20 protein-coding genes are annotated in these 17,842 nt (G+C 42.9%); 12 read left to right on the forward strand and 8 right to left on the reverse strand.

Features of this window, described 5'->3' with window-relative positions:
* Positions 1-149 precede the first annotated feature (149 nt).
* The 8 genes from PHU20_RS08915 (at position 150) to PHU20_RS08950 (ending at position 6,912) form a co-directional block, all read left to right on the forward strand.
* Positions 150-932: an MlaE family ABC transporter permease gene (locus PHU20_RS08915; RefSeq protein WP_274825002.1), complete on the forward strand. Its 783-nt coding sequence runs from the start codon at positions 150-152 to the stop codon at positions 930-932.
* Positions 933-937: 5 nt separating this feature from the next.
* On the forward strand, positions 938-1,720 hold the full coding sequence (locus PHU20_RS08920) for an ABC transporter ATP-binding protein (RefSeq protein WP_274825182.1): 783 nt from the start codon (positions 938-940) through the stop codon (positions 1,718-1,720).
* Positions 1,721-1,724: 4 nt separating this feature from the next.
* The gene (locus tag PHU20_RS08925) at positions 1,725-2,708 is read left to right on the forward strand and encodes an MlaD family protein (RefSeq protein ID WP_274825003.1); all 984 of its coding nucleotides are present in this window, start codon (positions 1,725-1,727) and stop codon (positions 2,706-2,708) included.
* Between the two features lie 41 nt (positions 2,709-2,749).
* Positions 2,750-3,139: a DUF302 domain-containing protein gene (locus tag PHU20_RS08930; protein WP_274825004.1), complete on the forward strand. Its 390-nt coding sequence runs from the start codon at positions 2,750-2,752 to the stop codon at positions 3,137-3,139.
* Between the two features lie 115 nt (positions 3,140-3,254).
* Positions 3,255-3,866: a flavin reductase family protein gene (locus tag PHU20_RS08935; RefSeq protein WP_274825005.1), complete on the forward strand. Its 612-nt coding sequence runs from the start codon at positions 3,255-3,257 to the stop codon at positions 3,864-3,866.
* Positions 3,863-5,035, forward strand: coding sequence for a M20 family metallopeptidase (locus PHU20_RS08940; RefSeq protein ID WP_274825006.1), 1,173 nt, complete (start codon positions 3,863-3,865; stop codon positions 5,033-5,035). The genes PHU20_RS08935 and PHU20_RS08940 overlap by 4 nt, the downstream gene beginning before the upstream one ends.
* A gap of 3 nt (positions 5,036-5,038) precedes the next feature.
* Positions 5,039-6,061: a hypothetical protein gene (locus tag PHU20_RS08945; protein ID WP_274825007.1), complete on the forward strand. Its 1,023-nt coding sequence runs from the start codon at positions 5,039-5,041 to the stop codon at positions 6,059-6,061.
* A 92-nt stretch (positions 6,062-6,153) separates the two neighbouring features.
* Positions 6,154-6,912, forward strand: coding sequence for a slipin family protein (locus PHU20_RS08950; RefSeq protein ID WP_274825008.1), 759 nt, complete (start codon positions 6,154-6,156; stop codon positions 6,910-6,912).
* Between the two features lie 93 nt (positions 6,913-7,005).
* Here PHU20_RS08950 and PHU20_RS08955 read toward each other — a convergent pair whose 3' ends face one another.
* The 7 genes from PHU20_RS08955 to deoC form a co-directional block, all read right to left on the reverse strand.
* On the reverse strand, positions 7,006-7,515 hold the full coding sequence (locus PHU20_RS08955; RefSeq protein WP_274825009.1) for a hypothetical protein: 510 nt from the start codon (positions 7,513-7,515) through the stop codon (positions 7,006-7,008).
* A gap of 108 nt (positions 7,516-7,623) precedes the next feature.
* Positions 7,624-8,238: a hydrolase gene (locus PHU20_RS08960; protein WP_274825010.1), complete on the reverse strand. Its 615-nt coding sequence runs from the start codon at positions 8,236-8,238 to the stop codon at positions 7,624-7,626.
* 333 nt (positions 8,239-8,571) lie between these two features.
* Complete coding sequence (locus tag PHU20_RS08965) at positions 8,572-9,333, reverse strand: SDR family NAD(P)-dependent oxidoreductase (RefSeq protein ID WP_274825011.1); 762 nt, start codon at positions 9,331-9,333, stop codon at positions 8,572-8,574.
* Positions 9,334-9,346: 13 nt separating this feature from the next.
* The gene (locus tag PHU20_RS08970; RefSeq protein ID WP_274825012.1) at positions 9,347-9,988 is read right to left on the reverse strand and encodes a WG repeat-containing protein; all 642 of its coding nucleotides are present in this window, start codon (positions 9,986-9,988) and stop codon (positions 9,347-9,349) included.
* A gap of 22 nt (positions 9,989-10,010) precedes the next feature.
* On the reverse strand, positions 10,011-10,463 hold the full coding sequence (locus tag PHU20_RS08975) for a DUF2267 domain-containing protein (RefSeq protein ID WP_274825013.1): 453 nt from the start codon (positions 10,461-10,463) through the stop codon (positions 10,011-10,013).
* Positions 10,464-10,574: 111 nt separating this feature from the next.
* Positions 10,575-11,273, reverse strand: a complete 699-nt coding sequence (gene deoD / locus PHU20_RS08980) for a purine-nucleoside phosphorylase (protein ID WP_274825014.1) — start codon at positions 11,271-11,273, stop codon at positions 10,575-10,577.
* An 8-nt stretch (positions 11,274-11,281) separates the two neighbouring features.
* Entirely contained in the window at positions 11,282-11,926 is a 645-nt protein-coding gene (gene deoC, locus PHU20_RS08985) for a deoxyribose-phosphate aldolase (RefSeq protein WP_274825015.1), read from the reverse strand.
* 176 nt (positions 11,927-12,102) lie between these two features.
* Here deoC and PHU20_RS08990 point away from each other — a divergent pair, with 176 nt between their 5' ends.
* From PHU20_RS08990 to PHU20_RS09005, 4 genes are all read left to right on the forward strand, one after another.
* Positions 12,103-12,954, forward strand: coding sequence for a universal stress protein (locus tag PHU20_RS08990; RefSeq protein ID WP_274825016.1), 852 nt, complete (start codon positions 12,103-12,105; stop codon positions 12,952-12,954).
* Positions 12,955-12,966: 12 nt separating this feature from the next.
* Positions 12,967-13,812 (forward strand): universal stress protein, encoded by an 846-nt coding sequence (locus PHU20_RS08995; RefSeq protein WP_274825017.1) that lies wholly within the window; start codon positions 12,967-12,969, stop codon positions 13,810-13,812.
* A 169-nt stretch (positions 13,813-13,981) separates the two neighbouring features.
* Complete coding sequence (pta, locus tag PHU20_RS09000; protein ID WP_274825018.1) at positions 13,982-16,087, forward strand: phosphate acetyltransferase; 2,106 nt, start codon at positions 13,982-13,984, stop codon at positions 16,085-16,087.
* A 2-nt stretch (positions 16,088-16,089) separates the two neighbouring features.
* Entirely contained in the window at positions 16,090-17,277 is a 1,188-nt protein-coding gene (locus PHU20_RS09005) for an acetate/propionate family kinase (RefSeq protein WP_274825019.1), read from the forward strand.
* Positions 17,278-17,323: 46 nt separating this feature from the next.
* Here the strand turns inward: PHU20_RS09005 and PHU20_RS09010 are convergent, their stop codons facing one another.
* Entirely contained in the window at positions 17,324-17,689 is a 366-nt protein-coding gene (locus PHU20_RS09010; protein ID WP_274825020.1) for a hypothetical protein, read from the reverse strand.
* Positions 17,690-17,842 lie beyond the last annotated feature (153 nt).

Here is a 17,842-nt window from a genome sequence, read left to right on the forward strand (position 1 = left end):
CAAGTTATTTTAAATTAAGATTCCTTCAAATGAGTTAAATCAGTTGCGGTCCGATTTCAATTTAATCAGCCCGGGCTATGACCGTGGTCATTTAATAGCCGCAGGATTAAAGGTACATTTGGGAAGTACTTTAAAGAACATCAACTGAAATGGCATATGCTTATCGTACAACCGAAAAGTTAAAACAGTTCTTTGTTGAAGTGGGGGAGTTGGCCTATTTTGCGATGCGGTATTTCAAAGAAGTATTGAAACCGCCATTGGAATTCAAGGAGCTGTTACGACAATGTTACCATATGGGTAATAGGTCAATTATACTTGTTGGGGTAACCGGTTTCATAATAGGGTTGGTACTGACCCTTCAATCCCGCCCTACTTTAATGGAATTCGGTGCCGTTTCGTGGATGCCCAATATGGTAGGGATATCCATAGTTCGGGAAATAGGGCCGGTAATAACCGCCTTGATCTGTGCGGGACGGATTGCCTCGGGTATCGGGGCCGAATTGGGTTCTATGCGGGTAACCGAGCAGATTGATGCCATGGAGGTATCGGGTACCAATCCGTTCAAATATTTGGTGGTCACACGAATAACGGCCACTACCTTGATGCTTCCGATATTGGTCGTCTTTGGGGATACGATTGCCCTTTATGGTTCGGCCTTGGTCGAGAACCTGAAAGGGGATGTGTCTTTTCAGCTGTATTTCAATACCGTTTTCGACGCTTTGGAGTTCGGGGATTTAATACCTGCCACTGTCAAGTCTTTTTTCTTCGGATTTACGATTGGTCTGGTCGGATGTTACAAAGGGTACTATAGTAAAAAAGGAACGGCAGGGGTGGGTATTGCGGCAAATACTGCAGTAGTAACGGCTTCCCTCCTTCTTTTTGTGGTCGATTTCATCGCGGTATTCGTATCGGATATATTTTATGATCTATGATGGATATGAAAGGACAATATCAAATGGTCAAGCAAGACAGCCTGCGAGGTACGGGCGAAGTGGTAATAGAGATCCGAGATTTGCGAAAAAGTTTTGGCGATAACCATGTTTTGAACGGATTTTCAATGACACTTTATAAAGGGGAGAATCTGGTCGTCATGGGGAAGTCGGGATCGGGGAAGTCGGTGATGATCAAATGTTTGGTAGGGTTAATGCTCGCCGATAGCGGGTTTTTGGCCGTTATGGGGAAGGAAATAAAAACATTGGATCGAAAAACATTGGATGCCTTGCGATCCGATATCGGGTTTTTGTTTCAAGGGAGCGCTCTTTATGATTCCATGACGGTTCGGGAGAATTTGGAATTTCCCTTGCGGAGGCATAAAGAAAAGTTGGGCGAAATAAAAGATACCCTGCCGTTGGTGCAAGAGGCTTTGGAAAATGTGGGATTGGCACATACGATGGATCTCATGCCCTCCGAACTTTCAGGAGGAATGAAACGGCGTGTGGCCTTGGCAAGGACCTTGATCTTAAAACCAAAGATCATATTATATGATGAGCCGACCAGTGGGTTGGATCCCATAACCTCCAAAGAGATTATCCAACTCATGAGGAATATACAGAAAATGTACGGCACTTCCTCGTTGATCATTACACACGATGTGGATTGTGCACGGGTAATTTCGGAACGGATGGTGCTTTTGGTAGATGGTGTGAATTATGCGGAAGGTACTTATGAGGAACTATCCAAGTCGACCGATCCAAAAGTAGAAGCATTCTTTAAAAAGTAACGACATGGCAAAAACAACATTGGAAAACTTACGATTGGGGATTTTTGTGGTAATAGGCACCGCTTTACTGGTCGTTGCCTCCTACTTGATCGGAAATCGACAGAATATGTTCGGTAAGACCCTTACCATAAGTGCCATATTCAATAATGCCAACGGACTCCAGCTTGGAAATAATGTACGGTTTTCAGGTATTCAAGTCGGTACGGTAAAGGCTATAGAAATGCTGAATGATACAACGATACAAGTTTATATGATTATTGACCGTAAAGTTCAGCGGCATATCAAAAAAGATGCCGTGGCAACTATCGGTTCCGATGGGCTGGTAGGCAGTATGATCCTCAATATCCTTCCGGGGAAAGGAACCGATGCTACGATTGAAGAGGGAGATATATTAAAATCTTACAGTAGGATCGCCTCCCAGGATATGTTGAGTACATTGAACACCACAAATGAGAACGCGGCCATTTTAACATCGAATTTGGTACATGTGACCGAAGCATTGACCAATGGTAAAGGGACCATGGGCCTGTTGTTGAACGATACGCTTATGGCAAGCGATTTAACACAGACGATCAACCATTTGAAAAATGCCAGTAGCAATGCCGATCATACCCTACGAAAATTAAATTCCTTATTGGATCGTATCGATATGGAAAAAAGTGCGGCCGGAATTCTTTTGAACGATTCGGTAAACGGCATAAAAATACAAAACATGATCGCCAATTTGGAGCGCTCGAGTATGGAGATGGCCAAAATGACCGAAAATTTAAATTTGGTTGTCGATGATGTCAAGGAAGGGGAAGGGGTCGTCCACTATCTGGCCAATGATACGGTTCTGGTGAATACTTTGGACAATACCTTAAAAAATATAGAGGAAGGGTCCGTTAAATTCAATGAGAACATGGAAGCCTTGAAGCATAATTTTCTTACCAGAAGGTATTTCAGGAAATTGGAGAAAAAGGAAAAAAAACAAAACAACGAAGAATAGCGGATTCAATACGAATTTTAAGAACACAAAAGCACATACAAATGGACTATTACTTTAATAAGACGTTTACGGAATCAACTTTTGAAAACGTCATCGAGAAAACAACGGAAGCCTTGAAGAAAGAGGGCTTTGGGATACTTACCGAAATTGATATCAAAGCTACGTTTAAGAAAAAATTGGATGTCGATTTCCCTAAGTATATGATTTTGGGTGCCTGCAATCCGGGGTTTGCCCATAAGGCCCTACAGGCCGAGAACAAGATCGGTACCATGCTTCCCTGCAATGTTATTGTTAGGGAAACCGATAATGGGGAAATCGAGGTAGCTGCGGTTGATCCCATGGCTTCAATGATGGGGGTAGAGAATATTGCTTTAGCGGAAATCGCGGAGGAAGTAAGGAGTAAGCTGAAGAAAGCGGTCGATAGCCTTTGATTTTTTGTTCCCGATAGGATATTGGTTCAGGATTCCTGTAGGCCTGATGCAGATCATTACACATTTTGACCATACGATGTATTTTTAGTATTCGTCGAAATCAACGATACACTGCATGGAAACCTTACAACAAGATGGGTTGATATCCTTGGATATCCATTTGCCGATTTGGGAACGCTTCTTTACGATTGCGCCCTTGGTGGTTATCGGGACCAAAGAGGGAAATGGGTATGATCTTGCCCCAAAGCACATGGTCACCCCTTTGGGGTTCAAGAATTATTTTGGGTTTGTTTGTACACCACGTCATGGTACGTACCAAAATATAAGGCGTGAGAAAGAATTTACAGTAAGCTTTCCGAAACCGGAACAGATCATCACCACTTCTTTAAGTGCTGCCCCGCGTAATGAACAAATTTCGAAATCAAAGGGGGTTATTGCTTCCTTGCCCATTGCAAAGGCCATTACGATGGATGCCCCTTTGATTAAAGACGCCTATCTATATTTTGAATGTTCCCTGTATAGGTTCATAGACGGATTCGATGATTACAGTCTTATTACAGGTGCCATAGATGCCGCCCATGTTCATAAGGATTATTTAAGGGTTTCCGATGGGGATGAGCAAGAGCAACTAAATAGAAATCCGTTATTGGCCTATATTGCACAAGGGCGTTTTGCCGAGATTAAAGCGTCCTATAATTTTCCATTCCCAAAAGGCTTTAAAATATGATTGCTGAGGGGGCACATATTGCAGGGAGTATCTTGGATCATCTCCAAAATAATAAAAATGGGATGATCGATTTTCTTGAAAAAATGGTATCCATGGAATCCCCTTCCAAAGATATGCCTTCCCAGACCGTGGTGTTGGACTTTCTTGGGGATGCCTTGCGCGATTTGGATTTTTATGTGCTTCCGATACCTGGGAAGCATACCGGGGGATATCTCTATGCCCGCCCCAATGATAGGGACAAGACCAAGCCTTTACAACTGTTATTGGGTCATTGTGATACCGTATGGGATAAGGAAACCTTGAAAACCATGCCGATTACCCAATCCGAGGGTAAGATGACAGGTCCGGGTATATACGATATGAAGGCCGGTCTTACCCAAATGGTCTTTGCCTTGAAAACGATCAAGGAATCGTCACTTTCCATGCCATTGTCACCCGTGATACTGATAAATACGGATGAGGAAATTGGAAGTAAGGAATCCACGGCAGCTATCAAACGGCTTGCAAAAATCGCAGTTAGGACCTTTGTCATGGAGCCGCCTTTGGGTCTCGAAGGAAAACTTAAAACAGCCAGAAAAGGCTTGGGCCGTTTTACCATTACCGTAAAGGGTAAGGCCGCCCATGCGGGATTGGATCCGGGTAAAGGAGTAAACGCGATTGTGGAACTTTCCCATCAAGTACAGGCACTCTATGCCATGAACGATTTAGATAAGGGCATAACCGTGAATGTCGGTACCATTCAAGGGGGTATCTCCCCCAACGTCGTGGCACCGGAAAGTAAAGCAGTGGTTGATGTAAGGGTTTTGGATAATGAAGATGGAAAAAGAATCACAGAGAAGATCTATGCACTTCAACCAACCATTCCGAATGTTGAGGTACATGTTGAAGGTGGGATGGGGCGCCCGCCCATGCAACGTACACCAAGGAATCAAAAATTATGGAAGTTGGCAAAATCAAAGGCGCTTCTTTTGGGATTGGAGCTACAGGAGGCAACGGCAGGTGGGGGGTCTGATGGCAATACGACCAGTATGTATACCGCTACCTTGGATGGACTGGGGACAACCGGTGATGGTGCACATGCGGTTCATGAGTTTATTTATCTGGATCAATTATTGCAAAGAACGGCCTTGTTGGCCCTATTGATCATTTCAAATGAAAAAGACACCTAAGGTATGAACAGCCATAAGTACATATTCACTTCCTTGACCCGGATTACCGATTTGGCAGAACGGACATTCGATTTAAAGAAAATGGATTTTGGCCAATGGGCAACAGGGGATTATGTGGTTACCGAAATTGTAGATCCCGGTAGCAACACTTTGTTGCTGGAACTTCCCAATGGTCGCATGCGTGGGGTTATCGGTGGGGAGATGGTCATTGGGGCCCTGGGCGAACGTTTTGCAACCTTAGAGGCTACCGGTACCTGGAAGAAGGTGGGTGAGGACCTAAAAATGAATGTGTTGACCGGAGCTGGACTTTTGGGTAAACTTACTTCAAAATCGGCATTCATCCCGAATATGATGGAGGTGTTATACAAAGGCCATGTGGTAAGGAATGATAGTAAACTTACGATGCAGGGGTTTATAGAACCCATTGTGGATATTCCTTTCAATACCCCTGTGGTATTGTTTGTAGGTACATCAATGTCTGCGGGTAAGACCACTTCGGCACGTATTGTAACCAATTTGTTCAAGTTGGCAGGATATAAGGTCGTAGGGGCCAAATTGACCGGAGCCGGCCGGTATAAGGATATTTTGGCCATAAAGGATGTTGGGGCCGATGTGGTGATGGATTTTGTGGATGCCGGACTCCCTTCGTCTATCTATCCCAAGGAAAAATATAAGGAAATATTAAAGCATTTGCTCAGTCGAATAGCGCTTCAAAAAGCGGATGTGGCCATCATTGAGATCGGGGCATCCCCTTTGGAACCCTATAATGGTGATTGTGCCATTGAAGCCATTCGGGATCATGTGAGATGTACGATACTGGCAGCATCCGACCCTTATGCGGTTTACGGACTGATGAAGGCTTTTGATATTGTTCCGGATATCGTAACGGGTATTGCATCCAATACCTTGGCGGGTATTGAAATGGTGGAAAAACTGTGTAAGGTGAAAGCATTGAATTTAATAGATGCGTCAACGACCGGGGCATTGAAAAATCTACTCTCCAAAAAGACGGGATTACCGTTGTGAGCTTCAGGGGGAAGACCTTATGTTTCATAGGGTGATCGAGTTTGATTTTGTTGCGTATAATGTATTGTGATTATTAACTTAAAACTGAAAACATGAATCCAATTTTTCTATTTACGACTGTCCTCGGTCTTTTTCTTTTGGCCGGAATACGTATAATATTCGAATATAAAAGAGCTTTGAAATTCCGGTTCGGGAAGTATGTCAAAACCCTACAACCTGGTTTCAGATGGGTTATCCCGCTTGTAGAGACCATTCAGGTGGTCGATATACGGGTAATTACCATCAATATCATCTCCCAAGAGGTTATGACCGAGGACAATGTGCCTTGTAGCATTGACGGAGTGGTCTTTTTTAAGATCGATAATCCGGAAAAGGCCGTTCTCGAAGTCGAGGAGTATAACTTTGCCATTACCCAACTCGCCCAAGCCGCCTTACGTGATGTCTGCGGGAAAGTGGAGCTGGATACCATTCTGTCCAAAAGGGAAGAAATGGGAAAAAACATCAAAGCGATAGTTGAGAACGAGACCCATCATTGGGGGATCGAAATAATCGATGTAAAGATCAAGGATATCCAACTTCCTGAAAATATGAGGCGTATGATGGCCAATCAGGCCGAGGCTGAGCGATCAAGAAGGGCACGGGTCATTTTGGCGGAAGCCGAAAACCAAGCGGCAGCAAAACTTCTTGAGGCCGGCCTACAGATCGATAAATCACCATCGGCCATAAAACTGAGGTTGTACCAAACCCTATCGAATATAGCGGCGGAAAAGAATTCGACCATTTTATTCCCATTTCCCGAAGAAGTTTTACCTAGGAAAAATAAAAAGGAAAATAAAAAGGGAAAATCATAAAGGGGGCAAGCCCAAAGCGTTTTCTTTGGGTACATCATGTCAGCTGAAGTCCAAGGTTCATCATTTGCATACTTCCCTTGGTAAGGGTGAACCTTATTTTTGAACATTTATTGATAACGTGGCTCCCTTTTCATCTCCCATGAGCATCACGACCAAGTTGTCCTTTTCTGCAGCAAAATGGATGCCTCGGCCTGCCTTGGTTGTAAAGTTTATATTGAAATTTTCGTCTTCCAATTGCTTTTTGTAATCTTCGAAGGCCTCTTGGGACACCTCCTCGAATATAACCACCCAATTGTTGCCATCGGTCATTTCCTGGATATTTACCATGACGATCTTACCTTCAGTGAATTCAGGGATTTCATCGGGTATTTCACTGGGCCAATCGTGTTGGGTCGCGTCTGTCGTAAAGGTACCCTCTTCGGTTTTGATCACCACTTTTTCATCGTCGATATCCACCTCCGCATTGTCGCCTATGGATTGCTCGATTAATTTTTCCTGGGTTTTTTCCACTGCTTTTTTACAAGAATGGTTCAATCCAAAAATCGTAAGAAAGGCGAATAGCGTGATGAGGGGTTTCGTTGCATTTACATATAAATTTTTCATCGTATTATCTTTAAAATTAGTGTCAGGGTGTATCCTTTTAAAATTTCGATTCGTGTAGGCGTTTTGGTTTCAATTTGTTCATCATGTGACTTTAGGGGCGGTCATCGTTTAATTCAACTTCGCAAACAATACCATATAATTATGTCCGGCTTCCTTCGCACATTTTGGACAATAGGCATAGTGCACATAGTAATCGTTGACCTTTATGCCCGATTCGACGAATTTGTTGTCCATTTGTTTGATGAATTTTGGAAGCTCTTTGTAGTCGACCTCGAATACCTTACCCATGAATGTACCGGTCAGGGAGGTGTTTTGGGCATCGGGAACTACATCGGTGACCGACAAATAGAGTTCTGTTCTAAACGGATTCGGGTCTGTGAACAACAATAGAATTTCCTTCTTCTCAGGATGTAGCCTATGCGCATCTTCGGCCATCTTCATCATTTGTGTTATTTTCTTATCTAACATGGGGGTAAATGGGATATGGAACAGGGTAGGGACCGATGCCTTTATAAATTTCTTGTTGTTCCAGTGGTGCGTTTTTCCATCCCATTTTTCCGGATGGAAAAGAGGGCAACATTCTTTGGTAAGTTGTGTAGTGTCTTGGTCGATTATTGTTTCCATGATTCCATTTTCCTTTGTTTTTTCGGAAATTCCTTTATACGGATTTTTAGGGTCTTTTTTTTGTATAAAGGGCAACTTGACCCTTAGGGCGTATTCCATTGATCCGTGCATAAGGGTTTCATCGGGCAGCTTATGAAATAAGACCGGTTATCCCGAAATACATCCATATCCCCTTGTAAAACAAAACTATTCCTGCTTGGTTGTTTTTGCAATGATGTAAGTCATTGGGGTTGGGACAAGGAGAAGGGAATGGAGCTTTGGATCACGGTCAAAAAACAATTTCAGCGTGTAGTTTTTTTCCGATTTCCTTAAGCGGGGGACCCAAGACAAATCGATCTTTATCGGAGTAATCGTTCAGAGCTGGGTGTACCTTCCGTTCTTTAAAGAGCCCAAGAATCTTAGATGGAATTTCCATTGAAAGTTGGCGATGGATCAAGAGGTTATCATGCCCCCATCGATGACGTAGGTGCTACCGGTAATGAACTTGCTCTCATTTGAAGCAAGGAATAATACCAAATCGGCAATTTCTTCCACCTCGGCATAGCGGCCAAAGGGTACGCCTGCCTCAAAACCTTTTTTTGCTTTTTGGGCATTGTCGGGTGAAATTTCCTTTTCTATGGAGCGCATCATTCTCGTATTGACGGGTCCTGGGTGTATGGTGTTTACCCGAATATTCCTTACTGCAGATTCCAGGGCGGCGACACGCATGATGCCAATGACCCCATGTTTACTGGTCGTATAGGCACCCAAGCCCGAAAAACCCTTTAAACCTGCAACGGAAGAGGTGATGATCACACTGCCACCTTCACTCATTCTGGGAATGGCATATTTACATCCTAACCAAACCCCTTTTAGGTTGATGGCGATCACGGAATCGAACATTTCTTCGGGATAATCCGCTATGGGTCTAAAAGGCCCTTCAATACCTGCATTGGCAAACAGCACATCGATCTTTCCAAAGCGATCCATGGTTTGCTGAATGTAGCGTATGGTATCTGCCGATTTTGATACATCGGCAACGGCATACGCTACATTTTCGCTATTCAAATCGGTTACGGCTTTTCTTAAGGTGCTTTCGGTACGGCCTACAAGCATTACCTTGGCCCCTTCCTTTAAAAACGATCGGCATGTGGCAAGCCCTATTCCACCCGCACCACCGGTGATAATGGCAACCTTGTTTTTTAGTCGTTCCATGGTCTTGGATTTATTATAGATATTGATTCAACTTTTTGATTTCCCACTTATTGTCGTCTCTCTTGAACATAAGTAAGTCATCATGAAGCAATTTGGCCCTTAATTCAGGGGTTTTGTACCTTCTTTTGTCGGTTAGGGCATGTTCCCGTTCATGTATGGGCCAAATAATTTCTCCATTAATGTCCAAAACCACTTCCGTAAAGATATAATCGACGATACTTAGTTTGATTTCGTTCTGCCCTTGCATTGCTTGCCGTACAAAGATGCCAATTGCGACTTTTTTATCGAATTCCGTAATATTCAAATACTCCGGTGCGATGACGGTTTCACCTTTTTTATCGATGAATCCATAGAAGGGTATGTCATTCACCTTTAACTCTTGGATCATACATCTTCCGTTCTTGAATTGTGGGTATGGAATTCCTAGAACACCTTGTTTTTTGGTGTCGGCATTTTTGGTCCATACCAAGTCGTTCCTAAAGTCGATCACCAATTCGGCATTTTCATTTATAAAGCCCCATCGGTCCCCGATACGCACGGCTGCCAAGCCTTCACTAAAAGGGGCGATCTCATCGTAGGAGACGTTTTCCGTTTGGGCGTTTGCCGCTATGGGAAAGACCAAGAGCAGCATAAGGAAGGTTCTGATTATTTTCATAGTGATGTTTTTAATTGAATTCCTAGAACATGATATTGGAATAGATCATGGTTTTCAGATCTTTGGGCAACCCGTCCCTTATATCTTCCATTTCACCTAGGGATATGTATTTTCGCAATAGGATAAAAGTGGTATCGATATACTGTTCGGCCACATCATCGCTATATTCAAAATCGTTGACGGCCGAAACGCCGTCATGTTTTCTGACCAAATCGATAAAATCGGCCATTTTTTTAATTTTTGGCCGTTCTTTTTTTATAGACCATCCGTTTACGTAAACCGCTTTTAAGAACATGGGGAATTGCGCGATGAGCTGCAACGATTCCTCAATAGGGATGATATCCCTAAGGGCATGTAAAATTGAAGATAATATTCTGCCCCCTTTATCGGTGTTTTCACCAAGGTTCATTTCCTTGGCATAATTTTTAAGGAAGGCATTGCCTTCCGCTGCATATTGATTGAAATTAAGTGCCATAACTTTGCTTTTTAGGATTGCTTAAAGTTGGCAACTAATAGGGGAACCGGAAATGACCTAGGTCATTTCCGTATGGATGTGGTCAGGGGGAATTAATTGGTTTTGTGGTGTTTAGGTGATGTTCAATGCAATCTCGACCATTTCGTTGAATGAGGATTCCCTTTCGACCGCTGTTGACTGTTCGCCGGTAACCAAGGAATCTGAAATGGTCAATATGGCCAAGGCCTTTACGTTGTGTTTAGCGGCAATGGTATAGAGTCCGGCTGCTTCCATCTCGACACATAAAACGCCATATTTGGCCCAAAGTTTATAATTGTCTTTGTCATCTTCATAAAATTCATCGGCAGAAAGCACATTGCCGGCCTTGATATCGATGCCTTTGTTTCGGGCATATAGGCATGCATTCATGAAGAGTTCGGAGTCGGCAGTGGGGGAGTAATCCGCATTTACAAAACGGGAATTGTTTATTCCTGAGGTAGTCGAAGCTGCCATGGCCAAAACGATGTCCCGTACCTTTATGTCTTTTTGGTACGAACCTGCCGAACCTACCCTGATCAGGTTTTTGGCCCCAAACTCATTGATCAGTTCATGATAATAGATCATGGCCGAGGGTATGCCCATACCGCTGCCTTGGACGGAAATCCTTTTCCCTTGATATATACCGGTATACCCTAACATACCGCGCACTTGGTTATAACACACCGCATCCTCCAAATAGGTCTCTGCGATCCATTTGGCACGTAAGGGGTCTCCCGGCATTAATACTGTTTCCGCTATATCTCCTTTTTTAGCTTCGATGTGTACGCTCATACTTGGTATTATTTGGTTGTTGCAATTGCTATCCCGGATGAGGTACCGATTCTTGAAACCCCCAAAGAAATATATTTCAGGGCGGTAACCCTATCCTTTACCCCTCCGGAAGCTTTGATTTTTGCTTTGTTGCCAACGACTTCCTTCATCAACTTTACATCTTCAAAGGTGGCACCACCCGTGCCAAAACCGGTAGAGGTCTTAACGTAATCCGCTTTTGCCTCAACGGCCAATTCACAAGCCTTTCTCTTTTCCTCTTGGGTCAAATAACAGGTTTCGATGATGACCTTTAGGACTTTGTCCCCAATGGCGTTTTTTATTTTGGATATTTCTTGTTTAACCAGTTCCAATTGACCGGATTTCAACCAGCCGACATTGATTACCATATCAATTTCATCCGCTCCGTCCTTTATGGCGTCACCCGCCTCAAAAACTTTTGCAGCCGTACTCATGGCCCCTAACGGAAAACCGATGACCACGGCCAATTGGACCGGGCTGTTCTTTAACCGATCCTTGGCCAATTTGGTATAACAACCATTTACACAGATCGCCTTGAATTTATGGTTTATGGCCTCTTGACACAGTTTTTCGATGTCCGAAGGCTCGGCGGTTGCCTTTAATATGGTATGGTCTATATAATCTTGGATTTGCATAGGAATCTGTAAATGGTTAACACTTTTACCCAATAGGGGTATTCAGGCCAAAGATACGAATACACTTAAGATGATTTTCATGACAATGGTCATTAAATATACCAAAGTGGGGGCTGATCGATATCATGGTCAATTCGTGATTTTGGCCATATTTTTATGATATTAATGGTTTCGTTATGAAGACAATACTCATTCCTACCGATTTTTCAAAAAATGCATGGAATACCATTGCTTTTGCGATGGAGTTCTTGAAAGAAGAGCGTTGTACATTTTATTTCTTACATACGTATACCCCTGCATTCTATCGGATGGATTATATGCTAGGCGGTCCTGAATTCAGTGCAATACCCGATAAGGGGGTAGATGCTTCCATACAAGGGTTGGAAAAGACATTGGACGCCGTAAAGGTCGAATTCAACAATCCGAAACATATATATGAAACCATTTCCGCATTTAATGAACTGACCGATGAGATTATCGACCTCAGTAAGAAAAAAAATGTGGACCTGATCATAATGGGTACGCAGGGGGCAACAGGTGTAAAGGAGATTTTCTTAGGGACCAATACGGTGCATGTGCTCCGAAAGGCCAAAGTGCCTGTCCTTGTGATTCCTTCCGGGTATTCGTACCGGCGCATTCAACGGATCCTGTTGACGGCAGACTATATTTCCGATTACGACAGGAATCAATTATACATAGCCATTGAAATCGCAAAAATGTACGGAGCTGAAATTACCGTGTTGCATATTAAGGAAGAGTATGACCTAACGAAAGCCCAAGAAGGGAACAAAGCGCTTTTAGGTCTTTATCTGGCACAAATATCCCATGATTTCAAAGAAGAAAAGGGGACATATATGCCAGAGGCCATTATCGATTATTTAGATAAAAACAATTATGAGCTATTGGTGATGATGAGCAGAAAACATTCTTTTTTTGAACGTATGATGAAAAGACAAAATGTGGATCACGTGGGTTTTCATGTTCAAATACCTTTCTTGGTCATTCCCGACGTCAAAAAAAAACAGTAAAAAAACGTAAAGATGAAAACAGTTCTTTTGCCCACCGATTTTTCAGATGATGCCTGGAATGCCATTTTTACAGCCCTTAAAATGTTCGAGACCGCCGATTGCAATTTTGTGCTCTTAAATTCCTTTGAGCCTAAAATCACGAATTTGCTGGGGAATAAAAGCAAGGAAAGATTGGGGTTCATTTATGATTCCTTGTCCAAAAACTCAAAAGACCAATTAAAGAAAACCATCGATTACCTAAAGGTAAACCACGCACGTGACAATCATGTTTTTGAGTCTGTTTCCATATCCAGTAACCTGGAAAGTGCCATTAAACAGATCGTCGGCCAAATGGATGTGGATTTTATTGTTATGGGTACTAAAGGGGCCACCGGGGCCAAAGAGGTATTTATGGGAAGTAATACCGTAAGGGTCATTAAGAAGGTTAGGAATCGTCCCATTATTGCGGTTCCCAGGGGTTATGACTTCAAGAATCTCAAGAAAGTGGTCTTTCCTACCGATTTTTCGCGAACCTATGATAAACGGGAATTACGGCAATTGTTGGATTTGGTCGGTTTATGGAAAGCTGAAATAACCATTCTTCAAGTGACCCAAAAACATGAATTGAATGAAGATAAAACAGAACATAAAAAAAAGCTGTCGAGATACTTGAAAGGTGTGGACCATAGTTTCCATGAGGTCGGGATGGGGATCAATGTTGCGAAAGCCATAACCGGATTCGCTGAAGAAAACGATGCGGATTTGATTGCCTTGATCCATTATGAACATACGTTTATGGAGAAATTGACCCGGGAACCGGTGATCAAGAAAATGGGGTTCCATGCTACACTTCCAATCCTCATCTTACCAGATGTTTAGGATGGTAATATTAGGGATGCTTTCTTGTGGTTTTAGTTAAAATTGGCGTGTATTTCTATAAAATTGTTTAAAATCCATTTAAATGTGCCCTACTTTAGTTAATAATATCCATAAATTTCGTCAAAGCCTAAGGAAGTGTTAAATTTGCGCAAAATTTATAATATTGCCGATGAGCAAAGCGATTTATATTGCCACTACGGAGCCGAATAGTGGTAAATCAATAGTTTCCTTAGGCTTAATGCAAATGCTTTTGGGGAAAGCAGCAAAAGTAGGTTACTTTAGGCCTATAATCGAAGACTATCCTGAAGGGGTTAAAGACAATCATATTACGACAGTGATTTCCCATTTCAATATTCCAATGGAATATGGGGAGGCCTATGCGCTCACTCGGAGCGAGGTCAATGATAAGAACAACCAGAACAAGGAAGACGAAGTCTTGGATACGATCATAGAGAAGTTCAAGGCAATAGAGAAGCGTTTTGATTTCGTCTTGGTTGAGGGGACCGACTTTTCAAGTGAAGGTTCGATTACGGAATGGGACATAAATGTCCTAGTGGCCAAAAACCTTGGTATACCCACAATAATTTTAGGGAGTGGTGTAGGCAAGACCCTTGGGGAATTGGTGAATAACATTTACATGGCGTACGATTCTTTTAGGAATAAAGGCGTCGAAGTCCTCATGGTAGTGGCCAATAAGGTACAGCCAGAGAATATCGGTATCGTCAAGGAAGGTCTTGAAGCCCAATTGCCCGGGAATATATTGATCGGGGTAGTTCCAATGAACCCGGTTTTAAAGAATCCTACCATAAAGGAAATCGTAGAGGTATTGGACGGGAAAGTACTTTTCGGTGAAGAATACCTGAATAACCAAGCCGGTCATTTTGGTGTTGGGGCCATGCAGCTTAGAAATTATTTGACCCATCTTAAAAAAGACGGGCTGGTCATAACCCCCGGAGATAGGGCCGATATCATACTTGGTGCACTCCAGGCAAATCTTTCGGCGAATTATCCGAATGTTTCGGGGGTGATCCTTACCGGTAACCTTGTGCCCGAGGATTCCATAATCAAATTAATTGAAGGACTTTCGGATATCGTTCCCATCGTATCGGTTAGTCAAGGGACTTTTTCGATTACCAATAGGATCGGAGCCATTCGACCACGGATTTACGCTGAGAACATACAGAAGATAACCGCTTCTATCAATGATTTTTCATATCATGTTCCCGAAGAGGAGCTCGCAGAGCGTTTGATTACCTTTAAAGCTAAAGGGATTTCCCCAAGGATGTTCCAATACAATTTGCTGAACAGGGCCAAAGCCGACGTAAGGCATATCGTTCTTGCCGAAGGTATGGACGAGCGTATTTTGCAGGCCACCAAGCTTTTGATAGATTCCAATGCGGTTAAGATCACCCTTTTGGGCGATCCGGTGAAGATTGAGGAAAAGGTTTCCCAAATGGACCTTGATTTGGATTTGAGTAAGGTCAATATTGAAGATCCTACCGCTTCCGAACATTTTGCGGAATATACCCAAGAGTTGTATGAGCTTAGAAAGCATAAGGGCGTTAATTTGGCCATGGCAGAGGATTTGATGGAAGATGTTTCCCATTTTGGTACGATGATGGTGCATAAAGGACATGCCGATGGTATGGTCTCGGGAGCCGTACATACCACAAAACAAACCATTCTCCCAGCCTTACAGATAATCAAGACGCGGCCGGATGTATCGGTGGTTTCCTCGGTATTTTTCATGTGTCTTGAAAACCGTGTTATGGTTTACGGCGATTGCGCCATCAATCCTAACCCGACTGCGGAACAATTGGCAGAGATCGCTATTTCTTCGGCAGTGACCAGTAAGGCCTTCGGGATCGAACCCAAAATAGCCATGCTTTCGTATTCCTCTGGTGATTCAGGGGTTGGGGAAGATGTGGAACGCGTTCGTACAGCCACCAAATTGGCCAAAGAAAGAAATCCTGAATTGATTTTGGAAGGCCCTATACAATACGATGCTGCGGTAGATGCCAAAGTAGGGGAGGTGAAGTTGCCTGATTCCAAAGTAGCCGGTGAAGCGACCGTATTTATCTTTCCGGATTTAAATACCGGTAACAATACCTATAAGGCCGTACAGCGGGAAACAGGGGCCTTGGCCATCGGACCGGTACTACAAGGACTTAATAAACCGGTAAACGATTTAAGTAGGGGATGTACCGTGGATGATATTTTCAATACGGTAATAATAACCGCCATTCAAGCACAAGATCAAACCAGTAAAAAATAAAAATGAAAGTTTTAATATTGAATTCGGGAAGTTCGTCAATAAAATTCCAATTGATAGCGATGCCGGAAGAAAAAGTAATCTGTTCTGGCCTTGTTGAAAGGATCGGATTGAACGATGCGGTTATCACTTATAAGACCGATGTGGATGAGTATTCGGAAACCCTGGCCATTGAAAACCATCAAATAGGCCTTAAAATGGTCGCCTCATACATTATGGATCCCGAAAAAGGTGTCGTTAAGGAGGCTAGTGAAATTGAAGCCGTTGGCCATAGGGTGGTCCATGGTGGTGATGCCTTTTCGGATACCACTTTGGTTACCGGTGAAGTAAAGGAAAAAATCAAGGAATTCATGAATTTGGCCCCACTCCACAATCCCCATAACTTAAAGGGAATCGATATTGCGGAGCAGATTTTTCCGGAAGCAAAGCAAATAGCCGTTTTTGATACGGCCTTTTTACAGACCATACCGGTCAAAGCCCGTAAATATGCCATCCCGAATAAATTCTATTCGGAGCACGGTATAAAAATGTATGGTTTTCACGGCACCAGTCATAAATATGTGAGTGAAAAAACTACGGAATATTTAAACACCTCCTCTAGTAAGGTCATCTCTATACATTTAGGGAATGGTTGCAGTATGACTGCCTTGAAAGATGGAAAAAGTATCGACCATACTCTCGGATTCGCTCCCAGTAACGGACTCATTATGGGGTCACGTAGTGGGGACATAGATCACTCCCTTATCTTTTATTTGGTGAACGATCTTGGGTATGATTTGGAGACGGTCAATAAACTCCTTATCAATGAAAGTGGTATGTTGGGGCTTACGGGTTATAGCGATTTAAGGGATATTGAAGCCGAAGCCGAAAAAGGGAATAGCGATTGTAAATTGGCCCTTGACATGAATACCTACCGTATCAAGAAATATATAGGGGCTTATACCGCCGCTTTAAACGGTTTGGATGCCATAGTTTTTACAGCCGGTATCGGTGAGAATTCCAGTTATATAAGAGGCCAAGTATGTAAGGATATGGACTTTTTCGGTATTGAGTTGAATGAGGCTGAAAATGAAATCAGGTCAAAAGAGATCAGGGAAATCAATACGCCCGAATCCCGGGTCAAGATTTTGGTCATTCCAACCAATGAGGAACTTGAAATAGCCAAACAGAGTTATGAACTCTTGCATGCTTAAGTACTAAGCGCGCAATTTCCATAAAATCGAAATACCCCCAGGAGCCTTAATTGCTTTTGGGGGTATTTTTATTGCTTCTTCCACGATCGGCATTATGCGCTTCGTGATACCGTTTGATATTGTCTTCACGGTAATTCCTTACCCGTTCATAACGGTGCCGGTTCAAGTCCAAGTTTTGGTATCGTGGGGGAAGATTACGGTGTCTTACCCAAATGCCTCCATCAAGATACAGGTAGGCATGGCTTGATAGGTCGTAGTAAAAATTGAATTCGGGAAAATACACATAACGGACCAACTCCAAGCGATTTGGATAAAACCACTTAGGGGGATGATAGTCCATTCCCGTGGTTATGACCAATGGGCCACAACCGAACATCAGCAGTAATCCTGCAACAATGATTGCCTTTTTCATGATCATGTGTTTTTATAGGACAAAATAATCGGATCGATGGAAATAAAAGAATGACCTTGGTCATGGGCAAACCCGTTGTGGTCCGGAGACCTATTTTGGATGTTTGTGAATGATTTAAATCATTCCGAATGGTTTGCCTTAGCACTACCTTGG

It is taken from the genome of Maribacter polysaccharolyticus (assembly GCF_028882255.1).
GTDB classification, from domain to species: Bacteria; Bacteroidota; Bacteroidia; order Flavobacteriales; family Flavobacteriaceae; genus Maribacter_A; species Maribacter_A polysaccharolyticus.